Here is a 19,622-nt window from a genome sequence, read left to right on the forward strand (position 1 = left end):
CCCCCCCTCCTCAACGTCCCCCAGCTATGAAGATGTCAACGACGAGGTTCGCCTCTGCATGTACTGCGAGCGTGCCTCCGCGATGGGCCGTGAAACAGTGGCAGAAAGTGGCCGAGCAGATCACCGGCGCGATCACAGCTCGTTCACTCGAGGTTGGTGAAGAGCTGCCTTCGCTGCGGGATGCCTCGGCGGCACTTGGCGTCAGCATCAACACGATCGTGATGGCGTACCACGTCCTCTCCGATACTGGTGTTCTCCTGCGGTCACCGCACCGCCACTACGCCGTCGCCCAGCCGCTTCGGTACTGCGACTTCTTCGTCCCAAGAGGGCACGTGTCGGACGGGCCTTCGCGTTTTGGGTGGCACGCTGGCGGTCTTGTCCTTGAGGACACCGCCCCGCCCACCCAATGGTGACCATGTGCCGGCAAGAGTCTGCCCACACGAACGCCAGCCGACAGATCCGCGGGGCGGTGACCTGAAGTGCGATTCTCGGCCGCGCTGATTTTCCTCGTCGCTGTCACGTCGGTAGCTGGCGTAGCGCTCACTATCGCGAGCGAGAGCAGTCCCGCACCGCGCGCAGTGACCAGGCCAACCAGATCGTCCGCTGGAGTCACTGCAGCGACGACGGAAAGCGCTTGCGGCCGCATGCTGCCATACACCCGTAGCAATGACCTGGTGATGTCGCCGTCGACGGATTGGAGCGCGCAAGGGCCAGCCACGATCGCATCCAGCGTGACCGCGGGCGCGTTTCACAACGGCGCCGGCTACTGGTCGTGCTACTCACGCACACCGGAAGGCGCCCTCTACGCGGCATACAACGCGACCCAATACTGCGCGGACCCGAACCTCGCAGCTCGCGCCCTGCCGCAGACGCTCGCAGATGGTCCCGGCAAAGCCGCTGCCACGGCCGCCGCTCGACGCAACGACGCTCCATGCAGCCCGCTGAGCCCGGCCGGGTTCGTGATGCAGTCCTATGACGGAACCAACGCCACGGTGTATCTGCTCGTCACGACCGCGACGGGCGCGCTGGGAGCCGCTGGGACCAACCTTGTGTGGCAGCACGGCGACTGGAAGATCAAAGTCGATGCAAGCGGCCACAATCCGATCGCCGCGGTACCCGCCATGGCGGCGGCCGACAACACGCCATGGGGAGCGAACGGGTGACTGACGGCGATCACGACACCAGTCCTAGGAGGCAGCTGGCCGACGGCGCGAACGCTTCTGTCTCAAAAAATCAGAGGAGGGTCTTGCGGGAGCTCGGGTATGACCTCTCCGCTATGCGGGACGAAGTCGTCCGGGCGCTCGAGTTCATGGACAGCGCCTACCATCAGGTACTCACGATCACCGACGTCGCGGCCGCTGCCGGGATCAGCCCACGGCGCTTGCAGGAGCTCGTTCGAGCGGCGACGTCGGAGAGTCCGATGAACGTCCTCCGGCAGATCCGGATGTTGTATGCCCGGCAGATGCTGCTCGATTCCGCCGAGCGCCGCACCGTTGGTGACATCGCCCGCGCGGCGCAGCTGCTGCACCTCGGGAGGTTTTCCGTGCGGTACGCCGCCGAGTTCGGGGAGTCTCCCTCGAAGACCGCGCGGCGGGTGCGGCAACGGCCGTCGCGCTCTGCCTCCACGCGGAAGCGTCGTACGTTCGATGTGCTGGCGATGGAGCGCATCGAGCCCTGAGAACGCTAGGCATGCGCTGCGATCAGGAGGTTTCTCCGTCTGCCCCAGCTGCGTGCCTAGCGGACTTGGAAGGGGGTTCCCAGCGGCAGCAGCCGCGCGAGTGCAGTGATGTCGGCGTTCCGCATGCGAACGCAGCCGTGGGAGCCATCTCGGCCGATGCTCGATGTGTCATCGGTGCCGTGCAGGCCGATCTGACCGGGTCCCCCACCGAATGAGTTGAGCACGTCCGAGAACGCGGTCGTCCCATAGGCGTAGGGACCGTAGCCGCTGTTGGATGGCTGCAACAGCTCAGTTAACGCGAATCGTCCTCGAGGGGTCGGGGTTCCTCCGGTGCCGGTCGCGACGCGGTAGGTGTCGATGAGCCTGCCGTGGTTGTAGAGGTCGAGCGTGTGCGTTGCGACGGTCACCACGACGGCGTAGGGGTCAGTCGACAGCGACACCGAGCTCGAGCGGATCCATCCCGTGCTGCCATTCGGGCGAACCGGCAGCAGGACCTCCAGCCACTGGCCGGACCGCTGCACCACGCGGAACACCAACGGTGCTCCCGAGGGCTGCGGGTTCTGCAGCGTCCGAGTAGGAGCAGCGCCGGCTCGTGTGCTGATCGCGACGCTGCTCCCAGTCACTGCCGCGACCGTGGTCGCCGTAGGGGCATCAATCGCTGCCGTACCAGTCGCCGACGGTGTCCCTAGCGGGGGCGAGCTGGCGTGCGGTGTTGCCGATGCGCGTGCGCCTGAGTCGAGGTTGGCATCTGGGTGTGCTGCGGCATGGGCGAGCGCGATGATCGTGGTGCAGATGCTGATCACGATGGCGGCGGCTGCCGCGGCGAGCAGGACGTGTCGTCGTGGCCGCCGCACGAGACGCCGGATCATGTCGGGAACTCAGCCAGTGAACGTTGCTCGAGCGGTGACTGGCGTGGCCACCGGCGCCGCTGCCCCCGAGCTCGTGGAGGTCGGCTCGTGATCAGATCCGTTGCTGGTGGTCGATGGTGCAGCTGCCGCGGTGACGATGGTGATCGAACCGGTGGACGCACCCGTACCGATGCCGTTGGACGCGGTGACGGTGAACGTCCATGTGCCGGTGCTGGTGGGTGTGCCGGACAGGAGACCCTGCGGAGTCAGCGTCAAGCCGGCGGGAAGTCGACCGGAGGTCACAGTGAACGTCGGAGCGGGGTTTCCTGCGGCGGTGAACTGGTAGGAGTACCGCTTCCCCACCGTCGCGGCCGAGGGCGGAGACACCGCCATGAACGTCGGCTGCACCAGCTGCTTCGACACCGTGATGGTGACTTCAGTGGTGGCGTCCGAGCCGACCCCGTTGGACGCGGCCACGGTGAACGTCGACGTCCCGGTAGCGGTGGGCGTGCCAGCGAGCACCCCTCCTGCCGTCAGGGACAGGCCCGCGGGCAGCTGTCCCTTGCTGACCGAGAACGTCGGCGACGGCGAACCGCTCGCCGCGAACGTGTACGAGTACGTCGCGCCGACCGTCGTGGCAGCCGGCGGCGTGTCAGCAGTGAACGCCGGCGCAACGGGCGCTTGGGTGACGGTGATGGTGATCGGGTCGGTAGCAGCATCCGTGCCAACACCGTTGGAAGCGGCAACGGTGAACGTGAAGGTGTCAGCGCTGGTGGGTGTACCAGAGAGCACACCGTCGGACGACAACGTCAGCCCATCCGGAAGCTGCCCCTTGCTGACCGAGAACGTCGGAGACGGGGAACCGGTTGCGGTGAACGTGAACGAGTACGGCGTACCGATGGTTGCGGACTTCGGCGGGTTGTCCGCGGTGAACGCGGGCGCTTCCGGCTTCGGTTCCACGCGCATCGTGATCGGGTCGGTCGTCGCGTCCTGGCCGACACCATTCGATGCGCGCACAACGAAGGTTGACTTCCCGGCGCTGGTTGGCGTGCCAGAGAGCACGCCGGCGGGGGTCAATGTCAATCCTGCCGGCAGATCGCCATCAACCGAGAACGTGGGCGACGGTTCCCCGTCGGCAGTGAAGGTGTACGAGTACGCGGTACCGACCGTCGCCGAGCCCGGCGGCGTCTCCTCTTCGAACACCGGCGGCTTCGGCAGCGGCAGCACGGTGATGTTCCCGGCGCCGCTGTTGGCGACGTACGCCGCACCCGTGACCGGGTTGATCGCAACCGCAACCGGCACGGACCCGACACGCTCGGTGAGCGTCACGGTGTTCGTCTGCGTGGACAGCAGCGAGACCGTGTTGTCACCCCGGTTGACGACGTACATGTCACCGTTGGCTGCGTTGTAGGCAATGGCCGTGGGCTGCGTCCCCACCGTGACCGTGGTGCGCACGCGCGAGGTTCCAGCTTCGATGACGGATACGGTGCCGTCACCGGTGTTGGCGACATACACGTCGCCGTTCGGGGCGACCGCGAGCGCTTCCGGGTCGCTGCCAACCGGAACGCTCTGCAGGACTGTGCCTGCCGAGATCAGGGAAACCGTGTTGTTGCCCGGGTTCGCCGTGTAGACGATCGATCCGTTCGGGCTGACCGCCGCGTCGACAGGACCACCGGGAACGGTGATGGTTTGAGTCACCGACTTGGAGGTGGTCGAGATCACGCTCAGTCGGTTGAGTCCGCTGCTGGTCACGTACGCTTCGGTCCCCGCCGGGTTCAGCGCCATCTTCGAACCGGCGACGGACACTCCCCAGCCGTAGGCGCCCGTGTTCGAGTACGCGACGAGCTCGCTGATCCGCGGCTGGAGCGTGTAGATCGTCGAACTGTCCGGGCTCACTGCCATGGACTCCGGTGAGTCGTAGCCAAGGTTTCGGGTGAACATCGTCTGCTCGGTGGATGTTGCAAGCGCTAGCAACGCCCGGTAGTTGTCATCGCCGACGTACAGGGTCGACCCGTCCGGGCTGACGGCTGCAGAGATCGGCTTCCGGCCACTGCCCAGGTCGATCGTTCTCGGGTCCGCGTGCGCCGGCGTCGCGGCGATCAGTACCAGGCCGGCAGCAACGAGCGCGGCAATCGCCGCGAAACCTCTCCGCAACAGAACTCCTCAGGGGTGAGCGCCGAAACGCCAACAAACAGACTCTTTGGATCATAACGGATCAAAACGGACCAGCTACACCAAGAGCACCTCTGTGCGTGTCTCCTAAATGGCGTAGCCAGGCGATGACCGCGTTGAGGACGACCGCGGCGCGGTAGACGATCGCGAGCTTGTCGTAGTGCGTTGCCAGGCCCCGCCACTGCTTCAACCGGCAGAAGCCGCGTTCGATGACGTTGCGGTTCTTGTAGTCGACCGGGTCGTAGGTTCCGGGGCGTCCGCCACGGGAGCCACGCCGGAGCCGGTGGCCCTGCTGGTCGCGGGGTTCCGGGATCACGGACTCGATGCCACGCGAGCGCAAGTGCTGCCGGATCGCGCGGGAGGAGTACGCCTTGTCGCCCCGGACCCGGTCCGGCCGGGTCCGGGGGCGGCCGATGCTTCGGCGCACGCGGAGGTCGGCGAGCAGTGTCAGGAGCATGGGCGAGTCCCCGGCCTGGCCGGGCGTGATCATCGTGAGCAACGGAAGACCGTTGCCGTCGACGAACTGATGCACCTTCGTGGACAGGCCGCCGCGTGAGCGGCCGACGCCGTGGTCAGGCGGCTCGATGCCCGGATCCGTGTAATTCGACGAAGCCCCCTGTGGTCCGGGCGATGTTCGTCGCGTGCTGATGCGCACGGGCGATCGTCGAGTCGACCGACACAGACCAGTCGACCTGCCCGGCCGCATCCGCGGCGGCCAACAGTCGGTCGAGGACCGTGTCCCAGAGTCCATCGCCGGCGAGGCGGCGATGCCACTTCCACACCGTCTGCCACGGCCCGAACACCGACGGCAGGTCCCGCCACGCGATCCCGGTTCGATACCGGTACACGATGCCCTCGACCATCGTCCGAGCGTCCGCGAACGGTCGCCCTCTCCGGCCGGTCGGGCCGGGCAGCAGATCGGCGACGGCAGCCCACTGGGCATCCGACAGCAGCACGAAACGACTCACCCGACGACGATCCCAGACCCGCCGCGACTATTTGAGAGACACGCCCTAGTCCGCCTCGGGCTCCTCGGGCTCGCCGCCCGAGTCGTGGTCGCTGTCCTGCGACGGGTCCTCGGTGGCGTTGCCCGACGGCGAACCGTCCGGCAGGTCCTCGGTGTACTCGCGCTCCGCGTCGGACGGCTGGCTGCTCGTGGTGTCGCTCATGGCCGGGACGGTACGCGCAGCGAGCGTCGCACCCACCCAGGCGACCAGGAAGAGGCCTGGAGGCGCGGTGCGGGCCGGCACCGCGCCTCCAGGCGGTCGTCCGGTCCCGTCTACCGCACCGCCGGCTGCGGCAGGTCCGCGACGATCTCGGCGGCCACCTCGCGACCGATCCGCACCGCCCCGTCCACGTGCTGGTACCCGTGCCCGGCGAGGTCGCTCGACGCGAACCGCAGCGGCCCGACCGCAGCGCGCTGGTCGGCGCCGTACCGGACGAGTCCGCCGAGGTCGAAGCTCGCGGCGTAGGCGCCGCGGGTCCACTCCTCGGTGCCCCAGTCGCTCTCGTAGTAGACGACCGGGCGGCGGGCCTCGTCGCCGTAGTAGTGCGCGAGGGAGTCGAGCACGCGGGCCTTGCGGTCCTCGGCCGACAGCGCGAAGACGTCGTCCGCGTGCTGGTCGGAGACGAACCCGACGAGGGTGCCCTGCTCGGAGCCGTGCATCGAGTTGTCGTACGCCTCGTGCACGAGCTCGTACGGGCTGAACGCGGTGCCGGAGAGTCCCGCACCCCGCCAGAACGGCCGGTCGTACACGGCGTGGACCTTGATCACGAAGCCCATCGACAGGTGCTGGTGGAGCTGGTGCTGACGCCGGGGCAGCGGCGGCTCGTAGGAGATCCGCGAGTAGAGGGGCGGCGGCACGGCCACGAGTGCCTGCCGGGCACGGACCTCGACCCCGCCGTCGGCGATCGCGACCACGCCCTCGTCGTCCCAGCGCAGCGTGCGGACCGGAGCGTTGAGGTGGACGTCGTCGCCGAGCTTCGCCGCGAGCCGCTCGGAGACCTGCTGCATGCCACCGACGACGCGCTTGTCGAGGATGAAGTCCGCGTCGACGAGGTTCGAGAAGCTCCCGGCGGACGCCGCCATGAGGAGCGCCTGCAGCGCCGAGAACGTGTGGGCGGGCTTGGTCAGCATGGCGCCGGCGATGAACAGCTCGACGTTCTCGGTCGCGACCCGGTCGTCGCTCAGCCGTCGGAGCCACTCGCGGAAGGAGAGCTCGTCGAGCGCCGCGGCGTCCGGGGTCTCCCACGGACGGTCGGGATCGACCTTCGCGACGTACTCGTCCACGACGGCGACGAGCCGCTCGATCTCGGTCGCGGTCGCCTCGGGCAGCGGGAAGATGTCGCCCGTGTACTCCGTGCGCGAGCCGTGCTGGTCGATGTAGACGCTCGAGCCCTCCCGGTACCGGTCGTAGGTCTCGAGGCCGAGCTCGACGAGGGTCTCGAGCAGCGCGGTCTGGTCCGGGGAGACCCACTGGCCGCCGATCTCGAGCGTGACACCCTCGATGTCGTTCGTCCAGGTGCGCCCGCCGACCCGGTCACGGGCCTCGAGCACGGCGACGGTGTGGCCCTCGGCGACCAGGCGGTTCGCCGCGATCAGTCCGGTCACGCCGGCCCCGATGACGACGACGTCCTTCTCGATGGTCATCGCTGCGCTCCCTTCGTGCGCCCGAAGGGGTCGGGCGTCAGCGTGTACATGGTCTCGAGGTACTCGTGCAGGCCCTCGCCGCCGCCCTCGCGCCCGAGGCCGGACTGCTTGACGCCGCCGAACGGCGCGGACGCGTTCGACACGATGCCGGTGTTCAGTCCGAGCATGCCGGTCTCGAGCCGTTCCATGAGGCGCTGGCCGCGGGCGGGGTCCTCGGTGAACGCGTACCCGACGAGGCCGTACTCGGTGTCGTTCGCGGCGGCGACGGCCTCGTCCTCGGTCGCGAACGTGCGGATCGCGAGGACCGGTCCGAAGATCTCGTCGCGGAGCAGGTCGCTGCCGGGCTGCACGTCGGTGATCACCGTGGGCGCGTAGAACGTCCCGGGGCCGTCGACGGGCTGCCCGCCGGTGCGGAGAGTGGCACCCCGGTCGAGCGCGTCGGTGACGAGCCGGTGCGCCTTGTCGACCGCCCGCTGGTCGATGAGCGGGCCGATCGCGACGCCGTCCTCGGTCCCGCGGCCGACGGTCATCGCCTCGACGCGTTCGGTGAGCCGCCGGGCGAACTCCTCGGCGACCGACTCCTGCACGATGAACCGGTTCGCCGCGGTGCAGGCCTGTCCGGTGTTGCGGAACTTGGCCGCGAGGGCGCCCTCGACCGCGAGGTCGAGGTCGGCGTCCTCGAACACGACGAACGGGGCGTTGCCGCCGAGCTCCATGCTGGTCCGGAGGACGTTCTGCGCGGCCTGCGCGAGGAGCGTCCGGCCAACCGGGGTCGACCCCGTGAACGACAGCTTCCGGAGTCGGGGGTCGCTGATGATCGGTTCGGAGAGCGCTCCCGCGTGGCTCGTCGGGACGACGTTCACGACCCCGGCGGGCACCCCGGCCTCGAGCAGGAGGTCCGCGAACAGCAGGGTCGTGAGCGGGGTGAGCTCGGCCGGCTTCACGACCGCGGTGCACCCGGCGGCGAGCGCCGGGGCGATCTTGCGCGTGGCCATCGCGAGCGGGAAGTTCCACGGGGTGATGAGGAAGGTCGGCCCGACGGGCTTGTGCGTCACGATCGCCCGCCCGGATCCCTCGGGGTTGGTGCCGTAGGAGCCGCCGATCCGGACGGCCTCCTCGGAGAACCAGCGGAGGAACTCGCCGCCGTAGGTGACCTCGCCGTTCGCCTCGGCGAGGGGCTTGCCCATCTCGAGCGTCATGAGGAGCGCGAAGTCCGCCCGGCGCTCCTGGAGCAGGTCGAACGCCTTCCGGAGCACCTCGGCACGCTGCCGCGGCGGGGTGGTCGCCCACGCCTGCTGGGCTGCTGCGGCGGCGTCCAGGGCACGGACACCGTCCTCGGGGGTTGCGTCGGCGATCTCGAGGAGCGTCTCGCCGGTCGAGGGGTCGACGACGGGGAACGTCGCGCCGTCGGCCGCCGGCTGCCAGGTGCCGTCGACCAGGAGGCCCGTGGGGACCTTCGCGAGGAGCGCGCGTTCGGCGGCGGCGCGGGTGGCCTGCTGCGTGTCGGTCGCGCTGTGGTCGGTCTGGGTGTCGGTCATGCTGCGGCGAGTCCTTCCAGGACGACGTCCAGGCCTTCGCCGAGGAGGGCGTCGTCGATCGCGAGCGGGGGGAGGAAGCGGAGGACGTTGCCGTACGTCCCCGCGGTGAGGGCGATGACGCCGTGCTCGTACGCGTACTTGACCACACGCCCGGTGAGTGCGGCATCGGGTTCGCCGGTCGCGGGGTCGACGAGCTCGACCGCGACCATGGCGCCGCGACCGCGGACGTCGCCGATGCGCGGGTCCTCGGCCTGCGCGGCGCGGAGGCGTCCGAGCAGCAGGTCGCCGATCGCGGCCGCCCGCTCGACGAGGCCGTCGTGCTCGAACGCGTCGATGGCGGCGAGCGCTGCGGCACAGGCGACGGGGTTGCCGCCGTACGTGCCGCCGAGGCCGCCGACGTGCGCGGAGTCCATGATCTCGGCGCGACCGGTCACGGCGGACAGCGGCATCCCGCCGGCCATGCCCTTCGCAGTGGTGACGAGGTCGGGGACGATGCCCTCGTGCTCGCTCGCGAACATCGCGCCGGTGCGGGCGAAGCCGGTCTGGACCTCGTCGGCGATGAAGACGACGTCGTTCGCGGTGGCCCACGCCGAGAGCGCGGCCAGGAACCCGGGCGCCGGGACGACGAACCCGCCCTCGCCCTGGATCGGCTCGATGAGCACGGCGGCGGTGTTCTCGGCGCCGACCTGCTTCTCGATCTGGGTGATCGCACGCTTGGCGGCCTCGGCGCCGGACAGCCCGCCGTCGCGGTACGGGTACGACATCGGCACGCGGTAGACCTCGGGGGCGAACGGCCCGAAGCCGTTCTTGTACGGCTGGTTCTTCGCCGTGAGCGCCATCGTGAGGTTGGTGCGGCCGTGGTACGCGTGGTCGAACACGACCACGGCCTGCTTGCCGGTGTGCTTCCGGGCGATCTTGACCGCGTTCTCGACGGCTTCGGCGCCGGAGTTGAACAGGGCGGTCTTCTTCGCGTGGTCGCCCGGCGTGAGGCGGTTGAGGGCCTCGGCGACCTCGACGTACCCGTCGTACGCGGCGATCGTGAAGCACGTGTGCGTGAAGGCGGCGACCTGCTGCTGCACGGCCTCGACCACGCGGGGGTGCGCGTTGCCGACGCTCGTGACGGCGATACCGGAGCCGAGGTCGACGAGCGAGTTGCCGTCCGCGTCGACGACGACCCCGCCGCCGGCCGCGACGACCGCGACCGGCACGGCGATGCCGACGCCGGCGGCGACCGCGGCGGCCTTCCGTTCCAGCAGCGCGCGGGAGCGCGGACCCGGCACCTCCGTGACGAGCCGCCGCTCCTGCGGCAGCGAGGGGCCACCCGTGGCGGCGCTGGTCGAGGGGGCGACGGTGGAGGTCATGCGGCGATCGTAGGAGCCGACCACCCCGACCCCCACTGTCCCTCACGTACAGCAGCCCTGCTCCGGATCGCCACAGCGGATAGAGTCCGTGCATGCCCGCGACGCTGCGCTCCCTGCTCCACCGCGCCGACCTACACCTCCGGCTGCTGACCCGGGACGACGCCGACGCGCTCGACGCCCCGCTGTCCTGGCTGCACAGCTCCGACCTCGAGGACCCGACGCCGTTCCTCGCCGACGGCCAGGGACTGCTCACGACCGGCACCCAGTTCGACGAGGACGAGGTGAGCGCGACCGTCGCCGAGACGTACGTCGCACGACTCCGGCGTCGCGGGGTGGTCGCACTCGGCTTCGGGACCGAGGTCGTCCGTGCCGGCACCCCGGCTTCCCTCGTCGACGCGTGCGACGCCCACGGGCTGCCGCTCTTCGAGGTGCCCTACGAGACGTCGTTCATCGCGGTCGCGCAGGCGAACGCGGACGCCGTGTCCCGCGAGGCGAACGCCCGGAACGCCTGGGCGCTCTCGGCCCAGCGGGCGATCTCGCTCGCGGCGATGCGTCCGGACGGGCTGGGCGCGACGATCGCCGAGCTCTCGCGACAACTCGACGGCTGGGTCGGGCTGTTCGACCTCTCCGGCCGCCTCGACCGCGGGCACCCCGACGGCGCGGTCCCCGAGGCCGACCTCGACGTGCTCCGGTCCGAGGCGTTGCGGCTCCTGCGCGCAGGACAGCGGGCGAGCCTGCCGGTGACGACGGAGCACCGCACCGGGTACACCCTGCAGACCCTCGGCAGCGGCGGTCACCTCAGCGGCGTCCTCGCGATCGCGAACGGGGGCGCGCTCGACCGGGCCGGCCGCGAGGTCGTCACGGCCGTCATCGCACTCGCCGGACTCGCACTGCAGCAGAACCGCGAGCTCGCCCGGGCCCGCGGACTCCTCCGCACCGGACTCCTGACGATGCTCTCGGTCGGCGACCCGGCCGTCGTCGACTCGACCTCGCGCGAGGTGTGGGGGCCGCTGCCCGAGGAGCCCGTCCGGATCGCCGCGGTCGAGGTGCCCGACCACGACCTCGACACCGTCGTGGACCTGCTCGAACTGTGGGTCCAGGACCGTCCCGGGCGGCTCTTCTTCGCCGTGGACGACGCCCTCTTCCTCTGCGTCGGTGCCGAGGACACCGGGGTCGTCGACGAGCTCGTCGCCCGCTTCGACCTGCACGCCGGGCTCTCGGACGGCGCGTCGTACCGGTACTTCGGCCGGGCGCGGACCGAGGCGGTGCAGGCGCTCGACCGTCGACGCGAGGGCCGTCCCGGCACCACCGAGTTCGGCGACCTCGCCCGTGAGGGGGTGCTCGCCCACCTCGCGCACGTCGACGTCGACGCGGGGGCAGTCGCCCGTGCGTTCCTCGCCCCGCTGCTCGACCACGACCGGGCCGCCGGCACCGAGCTCACCCGGACGGTCCGCGCCTGGCTGGAGCAGAACTGCGAGTACGACCGCACCGCCCAGGCCCTCGGCGTGCACCGGCACACCGCCCGCGCCCGGGTCGAGCACGCCGGACGCCTGCTCGAGCGGGACCTCTCCGCCTTCGCCACCCGAGCCGACCTCTGGGCCGCCTTCGTCGTCGACGGCGGACCGGGCGCGACCGCCCTCTAGGCTGTGCCCGTGCCGACCCCACCCACCCGCCGGCGCCTCGGGCCCGCCGAGCGCGAGGCGCAGATCACCGCCGGGGCCGCGGCGGTCGCACGCGCGGACGGGCTCGCCGGGGTCACGCTGCGGGGGGTGGCCGCGGCCGTCGGCGTCGCACCGTCCCTCGTCGCGCACTACCGTCCGTCGATGGACGTCCTGGTCGGTGACACCTTCCGCACGATCGCCGAGGCCGAGGTCGCGGAGGTCCGTCGGCTCGTGGAGCGCCGTGCCGACCCGGTCGCACGGCTGTCCGTGCTGCTCGCCGCGATCGCGGACCCGGCGCGCGACGACGTGGCGGTGCTCTGGGCCGACGCGTGGAGCCTGGGTCGGACGAACGAGGTCCTCGCCACTGCCGCGCGGGACGTCATGGACGACTGGCAGCGCCTCGCAACGGGGGTCGTCGCGGACGGCGTCGACGCTGGTGTCATGCGGACCGAGGACCCGGCGGGGATCGGCCGGCTGCTGTTCGCCCTCGTCGACGCCACGAACGGGTACGCCCTCGTCGACTACCTCGACCGCCCCACGCGTGAAGGCCTCGTGCGCGACACGATCGCCCGCGCCGTCGGCCTCGACCCGCGCGCGCTCGACGCACCTGGCCCGGACGCCTGACCCGCGCTCGTGCCCGCCGCGCACTCGGTGCGAGGTTCCACACACGGTGGCAGGGCATTCGCCCCGCACGGTGCGCACAACCTCGCACCGAGTAGGGAGCCGCAGCGCGCGGGGAGCCGCACCGGACGGCTACGCTCGCGGCGTGGAACTCCTCACCGACGTCCGCCGCGGCGACTGGCTCGTCCGGCGGGCCGGTGCGTGGTCGACGATCGGGGGCGTCGTCGGCACGGGCTTCACCGCGTGCGCGCGGGTGCTCCACCCGGTGACCGCGCACCGCGACGACCGGAGCACCACCGATCGGTGGGGCGAGCATCCCGTGCTCGAGACGGCGACGTGGCGCTGGGCCGACGTCGCGGCGCGCACGGGCGGCACCGTCGACGCGCGGACGCGCTGGGACCGACTGACGGGCCTGGACGACGAGTCGGACCTTCCCTTCCCGGACGGCTGGCGTGCTGAACCCCCGCAGGAGGGCTGGCTCGACCCGTCCGTGCTCGCGGTCCTCATCGGTCACCTGGCGGCAGCCACGTCGACGCCCGACGACCTCGTCGCCGGGATCTGGGACGGGTGGGGCGACCTCGACGGCAGTGGGATGCTGGTCGTCGGCTGGCAGCGGTCCGACGACGAACCGGGGCCGACGCACGCCGAGCGTGTCGCGATGCAGGCGGACGCCGACCGGCGCCGCGCCGAGCAGGACGCCCTCGTGGCCGCGCTCGCCGGGCCGCGCCTGCAGTGGCCAGGGCGAGACCTCATCTGCTTCGCGACGAACGCCTCGGAGCTCGCCGACCCGACCTGGACCGATCGGGCGACGGTCGGTGACGGCCACCCGCTGCGGCACACGCCACAGCTGCTGTGGCCCGGAGACCGTGCGTGGGCGATGGCGACGGAGATCGACCTCGACTCGACGATGGTCGCCGGATCACGGGCCCTCGTCGAGGCGATCCTCGGCGACCCCCGGCTGGAGGCCTTCGAGGTCCACGAGGACGACCCGCTGGGCTGAGGTCGCGGAAGCTGCGACGGCCCCGGACGGGGCGTTGCGGTACGGGTTCGACGACGGGCATGCTCGGGACGTGCTGACACGCGCCCCCGCCCGCATCGCTCTCGTGGGGGCCGTCGTCGCCACCGCACTCCTGCTCACGGGCTGCTCGCAGCACGATCCGGCGCCGGACCATTACGGCCAGGCGTGGCTCGACCGCATGTCGTCCGCCCTGAGCGATGCGCACGGCCAGGGCGGTGCCGGTGGCCGGCTCACGGTCGGCGACGACGGACGCGCTTTCGCCGGAGCCGCGCTGTCCTCGGTGTCGCCGGGATCGTACGACGTGCTCGCCGTCTGTCGATCCACTGCGACCGTGCGGATCAGCGTCCGTGCCTTCACTTCGACGAAGGACGGTGAGGGCGACGACCTGCACCCCGGGGAGGCCCTCGCGGAGCGGGACGTCCCGTGCGGGGCGACGGCGCGACTCCCGATCACCGTCGACCGGAGGGTGGACGGCATCGAGCTCGACGCCGAGACGTCCGACCGGTCGGGCCGGGCGCTCTGGTCGGCGCAGATCACGCGCCGGGGGTGGCAGCCGGACCTCGATCGGATCGGCTGACGCCATCGCAGTGGGCACGGCGTCGTGCACGGTGCGAGGTTCCGCACACGGTGGCAGGGCATTCCCCTCGCACGGTGCGCACAACCTCGCACGGAGCCGGAAGCACCGCAGCCGCGCAGTGCGGCGCAGCGCGTGACGGGACCACAGAACGGACGGGAGGCACGGTGCCAGCTGGCACCGTGCCTCCCGTCCGTCAGCGCGTCAGCGCGTCAGCCCTTGACCGGGATCGACTGCGCCTTCAGCGCCGCGACCGTCTTGGACTGCCCCGACTCGAGCGCCTCGAGGAGCGTGCCCTGTCCGGACGCCGCCTGGCCGAACCCGTCCGAGATGTCCGAGTACGTCTGGGTCATCGTCGGACCCCAGGTGAACGGCTGGATGTTCTCCGCGGCGGTGGCGAACTCCTCGTAGATCTTCTGGTCGCCGTAGAACGGCAGGCCCTCGGTCAGTGCGGGGAGGTCGGCGCCGGTGGTGGACGCGGGGTAGAGGTTGGCCTGCTTGTTGAGGGCGGCGAGCGCCTCCTTCGACGTGTTCAGCCACACCAGGAACTTCGACGCCTCGGCCGGGTGCTTGCTCCCGCTGAAGACGACGTTGGACGATCCACCCCAGGCGGCGGACTTCGTCTCACCCGAGGTCCACTGCGGCATCGGCGCGACGGCCCACTTGCCGGAGGTCGACGGCGCACCGCTCGAGATGGTGTTCGCACCCCAGACGGCGGAGACCCAGGTCCAGTCCTGCCCCTTGTCGTAGGCGCTGTTCCACTGGTCGGAGAAGCTCGGCAGCGTGTTGACGAGCTTCTTGTCGATGAGGTCCTGCCAGTAGTTCGCGACCTTCTTCGACGCGCCGTCGGTCAGGTTGACGGTCCAGTCGGAGCCGGAGTTCGAGAACCACTGCCCGCCGGCCTGCGAGACGAGCCCGGCGAACTGGTTGACGTCGCCCTTGGCGAAGTTGGCGATGTTGCCACCGAGTGCCTTGATCTTCACGGCGTCCTGGGCGTACTCGTCCCAGGTCTTCGGCACGGACAGACCGGCCTTCTCGAAGAGGTCCTTGCGGTAGTAGAGCGCCATCGGGCCGGAGTCCTGCGGGATCGCGTAGACCGACTTCGAGTCGCCGAACGTCACCTGGTTCCAGAGACCCTCGGAGAAGTCCTTCTTCGCGTCCGCGACGCCGGCGCACGCGCCGATGTCCTCGAGGCCGTCCTGCACGCGGAACGCCGGCAGCGAGTCGTACTCGACCTGCCCGATGTCCGGGGCCTGCTTCGCCTTGAGCTGGTTGAAGAAGTTCTGGTAGGTGCCGCTGTTGCCGCTGGCGACGATGGAGACCTTGACCTGGATGTCCGGGTTCTCCTTGTTCCAGATCGCCACGACCTTGTCCATGTTCGGGACCCAGGTGGTGAAGTCGAGCGTGACCTTGCCGCTCGACGGCTTGCAGCTCGCAGCCGCGGTGTCGGAACCGCCACCGGAGCCGCTGCCGCCGGCGCTGCAGCCGGCGAGGGCCACGGTCGCGGCGACCGCCACGGCGGCGACGCTGAGGAACTTCGTTGTCTTCATGCTGTTTCCGTTCGGGAGTGAGAGGTGGTGCGTCAGGAGGGTCGGTGGCTACTTCAGGCCGCCGGCACCGAGGCCGGACCGCCAGAAGCGCTGGAGGGAGAGGAACGCGATGAGCAGCGGGATGATCGAGAGGAACGACCCGATGAGCACGAGGGTCCGGAGGTCCGGGTACTGGCTCACGTTCGAGTTCCACGTGTAGAGGCCGAGCGTGACCGGGAACAGGGACGAGTCGCGGAGCATCACGAGCGGCAGGAAGAAGTTGTTCCAGATGGCGACGAACTGGAACAGGAAGATGGTCACGAGCGCGGGCGACATGAGCCGCACGGCCACGGTGAAGAACGTGCGGACCTCGCCCGAGCCGTCGATACGCGCGGCCTCGATGATCTCGTCCGGCACGCTCGACGCCGCGAACAGGCGGGACAGGTACACGCCGAACGGGCTGACGATGCTCGGCAGGAACACCGACCAGAACGTGTCGGTCAGGTCCGCCTGGCTGAAGATGAGGAACAGCGGCAGGGCCAGCGCGGTGGCGGGCACGAGGACACCGCCGAGGAACAGGTTGAAGAGGGCCTCGCGACCACGGAACCGGTACTTGGCGAGGGCGTACCCGCACATCGCGGACAGCACGGTGCCGATCAGGCCGGCGACGGCCGCGTACGCGATGCTGTTCGCCATCCACCGCAGGTAGATGCCGCCCTGGTAGGTGAACAGCTGGCCGAGGTTCGTCACGACGTCCTGCAGCGAGGACGCGCTGAACCACAGGGCGAACGTCGTGTTGAAGTTCGTCGCGGTCTTCGTCGACGACACCAGCAGCCAGAAGATCGGCAGCAGGAAGTAGACGGTGAAGACACCCATGACGAGCATGGCTGCGGAGCGGGAGATGACGCTCTCGCGCGGTCCCCGCGCTCCGCGCTGGTGCGGCCGGGAGGCGCGGTTCGGCTCGAGCGGTCGGCCCGCCTCCCCCGCGAGGTCGCGTCGGCTGGGGGCGTTGACGGTCACTGGGCTTCCTTCCGCTGGGTCAGTCGGAGGAACCCGATCGACAGGACGAACGTGGCGACGGCGAGGACCACCGAGAACGCCGCGGCGAGGTTGAAGTTCGGGACCGACGACGTCGAGTAGACGAGCATGTTCGGCGTGAAGGTCGACGAGATGGTCGACGTGAACTGGCGGAAGACCGTCGGCTCGGTGAGGAGCTGCAGGGTGCCGATGATCGAGAACACGGCGGTCAGGACGATCGCCGGGATCACCATCGGGATCTTGACCGACAGGGCGATGCGCAGCTGCGAGGCGCCGTCGAGCTTCGCCGCCTCGTAGATCTCGGTCGGGATCGCGAGGAGCGACGAGTAGATGATCAGCATGTTGTAGCCGACGTAGACCCACGTGACCACGTTCGCGACGGCCCACAGCACCGTGCCGCCACCGAGCAGGTCGAACCGGCTCGTGACCGCCGAGAACGGCGAGAGGTTCGGCGCGTAGAGGTAGCCCCACATGATCGCGGCGATGACGCCGGGCACGGCGTAGGGCGCGAAGAACGCCAGGCGGAAGAAGCGCTTGCCGCGCAGGAGCGGGGAGTCGAGCAGCAGGGCGAACACCAGGGCGAGGAGCAGCATCACCGGCACCTGGACGATGCCGAACAGCAGCACGCGGAGCACGGAGCCCCAGAACTCGCTGTTCTGGAACACGAGCACGTACTGGCTGAGCCCGCCGAACACCTGCGTGGGTGCGCCGAACGTGCCCTGACGCTCGATCTTCTGCAGCGACTCCCACACCGCGTAGAGGATCGGCACGAGGTAGAACGCGGTGAAGAGCACGGCGAACGGCACGATGAAGACCGCGATCGCGCGGCGGTACCGGAAGCCCCCGCCGGGCCGACGTCGTGCGACCCGGGGTCGCTGGGCTGTGGTGGTCATGAACGCTTCCTGTCCGTGCGGATGATCTGGGTGCCACCGGGGGCGATGGTGGTGGTGCCGGCGACGGCGTGGTCGGCGACGAGCTCGTGGCCCGCCTCGTGGTGCTGGACGGGCTGGTCCGTGTGGTTGAGCAGGAACACCCATTCGTGCTGCTCGTCGCGGCGGCGGACGACCTCGAGCCCGGGCCGTGCGGCAGCGTCCGGCGTGACCCCGGCCTCGGCCAGGACGTCGCCGAGCAGGGTGCGGAGGGTGTCGGCAGCGAGGACCGTGGAGACGTACCAGGCGGCGCCGGCGCCGTGGTCGTTCCGCGTGACGGCCGGCTGACCCGCGAGCTGGCCGGCGGCGTAGTCGAGCACGCTGGTGGCACCGTGCAGGGCCACGGGCTCGCTCCAGACGGTGCCCGCGGACCCGTCGGACAGGGCGATCTCCCCACCGGCGGCGAGCGGGAGGAACTCGTCGACCCGGACGCCGAGGAGGTCGCGGAAGGCGCCGGGGTAGCCGCCGGTCCGCACCCGGTCGCGCTCGTCGACGATGCCGCTGAAGCACGTGACGACCGCCCGGCCACCGGCGGCGACGTGGTCCGCGACGACGGCGGCGTGCTCGTCACGCACGAGGTACAGCTCGGGGACGAGCACCACGGCGTAGCCTTCGAGCGGCGCGCCGGGCGCCACGACGTCGACCGTGACGCCGAGGTCCCACAGCGCGCCGTGGAACGCGTGGACCTGCTCGAGGTAGCGGAGCGCGGTGGTGGGGTGCGCCTCCAGGTCGGCCGCCCACTGGTTCTCCCAGCTGAAGACGAGCGCGACGTCCGCGGCGACGCGGGAGCCGCGGAGTTCACCGAGGCGCTCGACGAGTGCGCCGAGCTCGACGACGTCACGCCAGGTCCGGGACGCCGTGCCGGCGTGCGGGAGGAGCGCGGAGTGGAACTTCTCGCTGCCCTGCACGGACGCGCGCCACTGGAAGAAGCAGACGCCGTCGGCACCGCGGGCGATGTGCGCCGCGGTGTTCCGGAGCATCTCCCCCGGTGCCTTCGCGACGTTGTGCGGCTGCCAGTTCACGGCGCCGGTCGAGTGCTCCATGAGGAGCCACGGAGCGCCGCCGGCGAGGCCCCGCGTGGTGTCGGCGGCGAAGGCGAGCTCGACGTGCGGCCGGGGCAGGCGGTGGTCGAGGTAGTGGTCGTTGGCGATGACGTCCATGTCGCCGGTCCACGTCCAGTAGTCCATCGCGGTGATGTGCGCGGCGACCATGAAGTTCGTCGTCACGGGCTTGTCGCTCAGGCTGCGCAGGACCGCCGCCTCGGCGCGGTGGTGGGCGAGCAGCTCGTCGGACGAGAACCGGTCGAAGTCGAGCGTCTGGCCGGGGTTCGTGGACGACAGCGTGGCGCGGGGCGGGAGGACCTGCTCCCACGCGGAGTAGCGCTGGCTCCAGAACGCGGTGCCCCAGGCGGCGTTGAGCTCCTCGACGGTGCCGTAGCGGGCCCGGAGCCAGCCGCGGAACGCCTCGGCCGAGACGTCGCAGTAGCAGTGCGCGTTGTGGCAGCCGAGCTCGTTCGAGACGTGCCAGAGCTTGACCGCGGGGTGGTCCCCGTAGCGCTCGGCGGTGGCGCGGACGAGCGCGAGGGCGTGCTCGCGGTAGACCGGGGAGCTCGGGCAGAACGCCTGGCGGCCGCCGGGCCACCGGGTGGTGCCGTCCGCGACCACGGGCAGCACCTCGGGGTGTGCGGTCGTGAGCCACGGCGGGGTGGAGGCGGTGCCGGTCCCGAGGTCGATCCCGATGCCGGCGTCGTGCAGCAGCTCGACCACGCGGTCGAGCGCGGCGAAGTCGTACTCGCCCTGGCGCGGCTCGACGTGCGACCAGCCGAAGACGTTGATCGCGACGAGGTTCACGCCGGCCTCGCGCATGAGCCGGACGTCCTCGACCCAGACCTCGGGGTCCCACTGCTCGGGGTTGTAGTCGCACCCGAACGCCAGGCCGGTCGAGCCGAGGCCGAGCGCCGTGCTGGCGGGGGCCGGGAGGGTGGTGGTCACGTCGATGTCCTCGT

Annotated in this window: 18 protein-coding genes; 7 read left to right on the top strand and 11 right to left on the bottom strand. The window is 70.6% G+C overall.

From position 1 onward, the window contains the following. The first annotated feature begins 107 nt into the window (after nucleotides 1–107). The 3 genes from IEY20_RS13585 to IEY20_RS13595 all read left to right on the top strand — a co-directional run bounded on the left by IEY20_RS13585 (nucleotide 108) and on the right by IEY20_RS13595 (nucleotide 1,678). Nucleotides 108–413, top strand: a complete 306-nt coding sequence (locus IEY20_RS13585; protein ID WP_188889230.1) for a GntR family transcriptional regulator — start codon at nucleotides 108–110, stop codon at nucleotides 411–413. A 165-nt stretch (nucleotides 414–578) separates the two neighbouring features. Beyond that, nucleotides 579–1,163 carry a DUF8175 domain-containg protein gene (locus tag IEY20_RS13590; RefSeq protein WP_506256341.1) on the top strand — a complete coding sequence of 195 codons (585 nt, stop codon included), beginning with the start codon at nucleotides 579–581 and terminating at the stop codon, nucleotides 1,161–1,163. After that, entirely contained in the window at nucleotides 1,160–1,678 is a 519-nt protein-coding gene (locus IEY20_RS13595) for a helix-turn-helix transcriptional regulator (protein WP_175328913.1), read from the top strand. The genes IEY20_RS13590 and IEY20_RS13595 overlap by 4 nt, the downstream gene beginning before the upstream one ends. Nucleotides 1,679–1,734: 56 nt before the next feature. Here IEY20_RS13595 and IEY20_RS13600 read toward each other — a convergent pair whose 3' ends face one another. The 7 genes from IEY20_RS13600 to gabT all read right to left on the bottom strand — a co-directional run bounded on the left by IEY20_RS13600 (nucleotide 1,735) and on the right by gabT (nucleotide 10,247). Further along, nucleotides 1,735–2,547 (bottom strand): L,D-transpeptidase, encoded by an 813-nt coding sequence (locus tag IEY20_RS13600; protein ID WP_175328914.1) that lies wholly within the window; start codon nucleotides 2,545–2,547, stop codon nucleotides 1,735–1,737. 9 nt (nucleotides 2,548–2,556) lie between these two features. Further along, nucleotides 2,557–4,680, bottom strand: coding sequence for a YncE family protein (locus tag IEY20_RS13605; RefSeq protein ID WP_175328915.1), 2,124 nt, complete (start codon nucleotides 4,678–4,680; stop codon nucleotides 2,557–2,559). A 61-nt stretch (nucleotides 4,681–4,741) separates the two neighbouring features. After that, nucleotides 4,742–5,666 (bottom strand): IS5 family transposase gene (locus tag IEY20_RS13610; protein ID WP_175328916.1). Its coding sequence is split into 2 segments (ribosomal slippage): nucleotides 4,742–5,314 and nucleotides 5,316–5,666, totalling 924 coding nucleotides; the frame shifts between segments, so codons are not numbered across the junction. A gap of 45 nt (nucleotides 5,667–5,711) precedes the next feature. Next, nucleotides 5,712–5,867 carry a hypothetical protein gene (locus IEY20_RS13615; protein ID WP_175328917.1) on the bottom strand — a complete coding sequence of 52 codons (156 nt, stop codon included), beginning with the start codon at nucleotides 5,865–5,867 and terminating at the stop codon, nucleotides 5,712–5,714. Between the two features lie 110 nt (nucleotides 5,868–5,977). Further along, nucleotides 5,978–7,348: a flavin monoamine oxidase family protein gene (locus IEY20_RS13620; protein ID WP_022904116.1), complete on the bottom strand. Its 1,371-nt coding sequence runs from the start codon at nucleotides 7,346–7,348 to the stop codon at nucleotides 5,978–5,980. Then, a complete protein-coding gene (locus IEY20_RS13625) occupies nucleotides 7,345–8,886 on the bottom strand; it encodes an NAD-dependent succinate-semialdehyde dehydrogenase (protein ID WP_175328918.1) in 1,542 nt (513 codons plus the stop codon). The genes IEY20_RS13620 and IEY20_RS13625 overlap by 4 nt, the downstream gene beginning before the upstream one ends. Beyond that, a complete protein-coding gene (gabT, locus tag IEY20_RS13630; RefSeq protein WP_031272985.1) occupies nucleotides 8,883–10,247 on the bottom strand; it encodes a 4-aminobutyrate--2-oxoglutarate transaminase in 1,365 nt (454 codons plus the stop codon). Before gabT ends, IEY20_RS13625 begins: the two co-directional genes overlap by 4 nt. A gap of 92 nt (nucleotides 10,248–10,339) precedes the next feature. Here gabT and IEY20_RS13635 point away from each other — a divergent pair, with 92 nt between their 5' ends. The 4 genes from IEY20_RS13635 to IEY20_RS13650 all read left to right on the top strand — a co-directional run bounded on the left by IEY20_RS13635 (nucleotide 10,340) and on the right by IEY20_RS13650 (nucleotide 14,124). Further along, nucleotides 10,340–11,890 carry a PucR family transcriptional regulator gene (locus IEY20_RS13635; protein WP_175328919.1) on the top strand — a complete coding sequence of 517 codons (1,551 nt, stop codon included), beginning with the start codon at nucleotides 10,340–10,342 and terminating at the stop codon, nucleotides 11,888–11,890. Nucleotides 11,891–11,899: 9 nt separating this feature from the next. Next, complete coding sequence (locus IEY20_RS13640; protein WP_175328920.1) at nucleotides 11,900–12,532, top strand: TetR/AcrR family transcriptional regulator; 633 nt, start codon at nucleotides 11,900–11,902, stop codon at nucleotides 12,530–12,532. A 142-nt stretch (nucleotides 12,533–12,674) separates the two neighbouring features. Then, nucleotides 12,675–13,529, top strand: a complete 855-nt coding sequence (locus tag IEY20_RS13645) for a hypothetical protein (protein ID WP_175328921.1) — start codon at nucleotides 12,675–12,677, stop codon at nucleotides 13,527–13,529. Between the two features lie 70 nt (nucleotides 13,530–13,599). After that, nucleotides 13,600–14,124 (top strand): hypothetical protein, encoded by a 525-nt coding sequence (locus IEY20_RS13650; protein ID WP_175328922.1) that lies wholly within the window; start codon nucleotides 13,600–13,602, stop codon nucleotides 14,122–14,124. Nucleotides 14,125–14,333: 209 nt separating this feature from the next. On the opposite strand, the gene IEY20_RS13655 is transcribed toward IEY20_RS13650, so the two are convergent. Genes IEY20_RS13655 through IEY20_RS13670 form a run of 4 tightly spaced genes read right to left on the bottom strand, consistent with a single transcriptional unit; the run spans nucleotide 14,334 to nucleotide 19,608 of the window. After that, nucleotides 14,334–15,671: an ABC transporter substrate-binding protein gene (locus IEY20_RS13655; RefSeq protein WP_175328923.1), complete on the bottom strand. Its 1,338-nt coding sequence runs from the start codon at nucleotides 15,669–15,671 to the stop codon at nucleotides 14,334–14,336. Nucleotides 15,672–15,719: 48 nt separating this feature from the next. Next, nucleotides 15,720–16,670 (bottom strand): carbohydrate ABC transporter permease, encoded by a 951-nt coding sequence (locus IEY20_RS13660; protein WP_229728059.1) that lies wholly within the window; start codon nucleotides 16,668–16,670, stop codon nucleotides 15,720–15,722. Further along, a complete protein-coding gene (locus IEY20_RS13665) occupies nucleotides 16,667–17,581 on the bottom strand; it encodes a carbohydrate ABC transporter permease (protein ID WP_022902984.1) in 915 nt (304 codons plus the stop codon). Before IEY20_RS13665 ends, IEY20_RS13660 begins: the two co-directional genes overlap by 4 nt. After that, nucleotides 17,578–19,608, bottom strand: a complete 2,031-nt coding sequence (locus IEY20_RS13670; protein ID WP_175328924.1) for a beta-galactosidase — start codon at nucleotides 19,606–19,608, stop codon at nucleotides 17,578–17,580. The genes IEY20_RS13665 and IEY20_RS13670 overlap by 4 nt, the downstream gene beginning before the upstream one ends. Nucleotides 19,609–19,622: the final 14 nt, after the last annotated feature.

The organism is Curtobacterium luteum (genome assembly GCF_014646995.1).
In the GTDB taxonomy this organism is placed as follows: Bacteria; Actinomycetota; Actinomycetes; order Actinomycetales; family Microbacteriaceae; genus Curtobacterium; species Curtobacterium luteum.

Excerpts from the sequence above, each read along its gene's own strand:
- IEY20_RS13625 (WP_175328918.1), bottom strand. The coding sequence starts at position 8,886 with ATGACCGACACCCAGACCGACCACAGCGCGACCGACACGCAGCAGGCC.
- IEY20_RS13615 (WP_175328917.1), bottom strand. The coding sequence starts at position 5,867 with ATGAGCGACACCACGAGCAGCCAGCCGTCCGACGCGGAGCGCGAGTAC.
- IEY20_RS13665 (WP_022902984.1), bottom strand. The coding sequence starts at position 17,581 with ATGACCACCACAGCCCAGCGACCCCGGGTCGCACGACGTCGGCCCGGC.
- gabT (WP_031272985.1), bottom strand. The coding sequence starts at position 10,247 with ATGACCTCCACCGTCGCCCCCTCGACCAGCGCCGCCACGGGTGGCCCC.
- IEY20_RS13655 (WP_175328923.1), bottom strand. The coding sequence starts at position 15,671 with ATGAAGACAACGAAGTTCCTCAGCGTCGCCGCCGTGGCGGTCGCCGCG.
- IEY20_RS13620 (WP_022904116.1), bottom strand. The coding sequence starts at position 7,348 with ATGACCATCGAGAAGGACGTCGTCGTCATCGGGGCCGGCGTGACCGGA.
- IEY20_RS13600 (WP_175328914.1), bottom strand. The coding sequence starts at position 2,547 with ATGATCCGGCGTCTCGTGCGGCGGCCACGACGACACGTCCTGCTCGCC.
- IEY20_RS13635 (WP_175328919.1), top strand. The coding sequence starts at position 10,340 with ATGCCCGCGACGCTGCGCTCCCTGCTCCACCGCGCCGACCTACACCTC.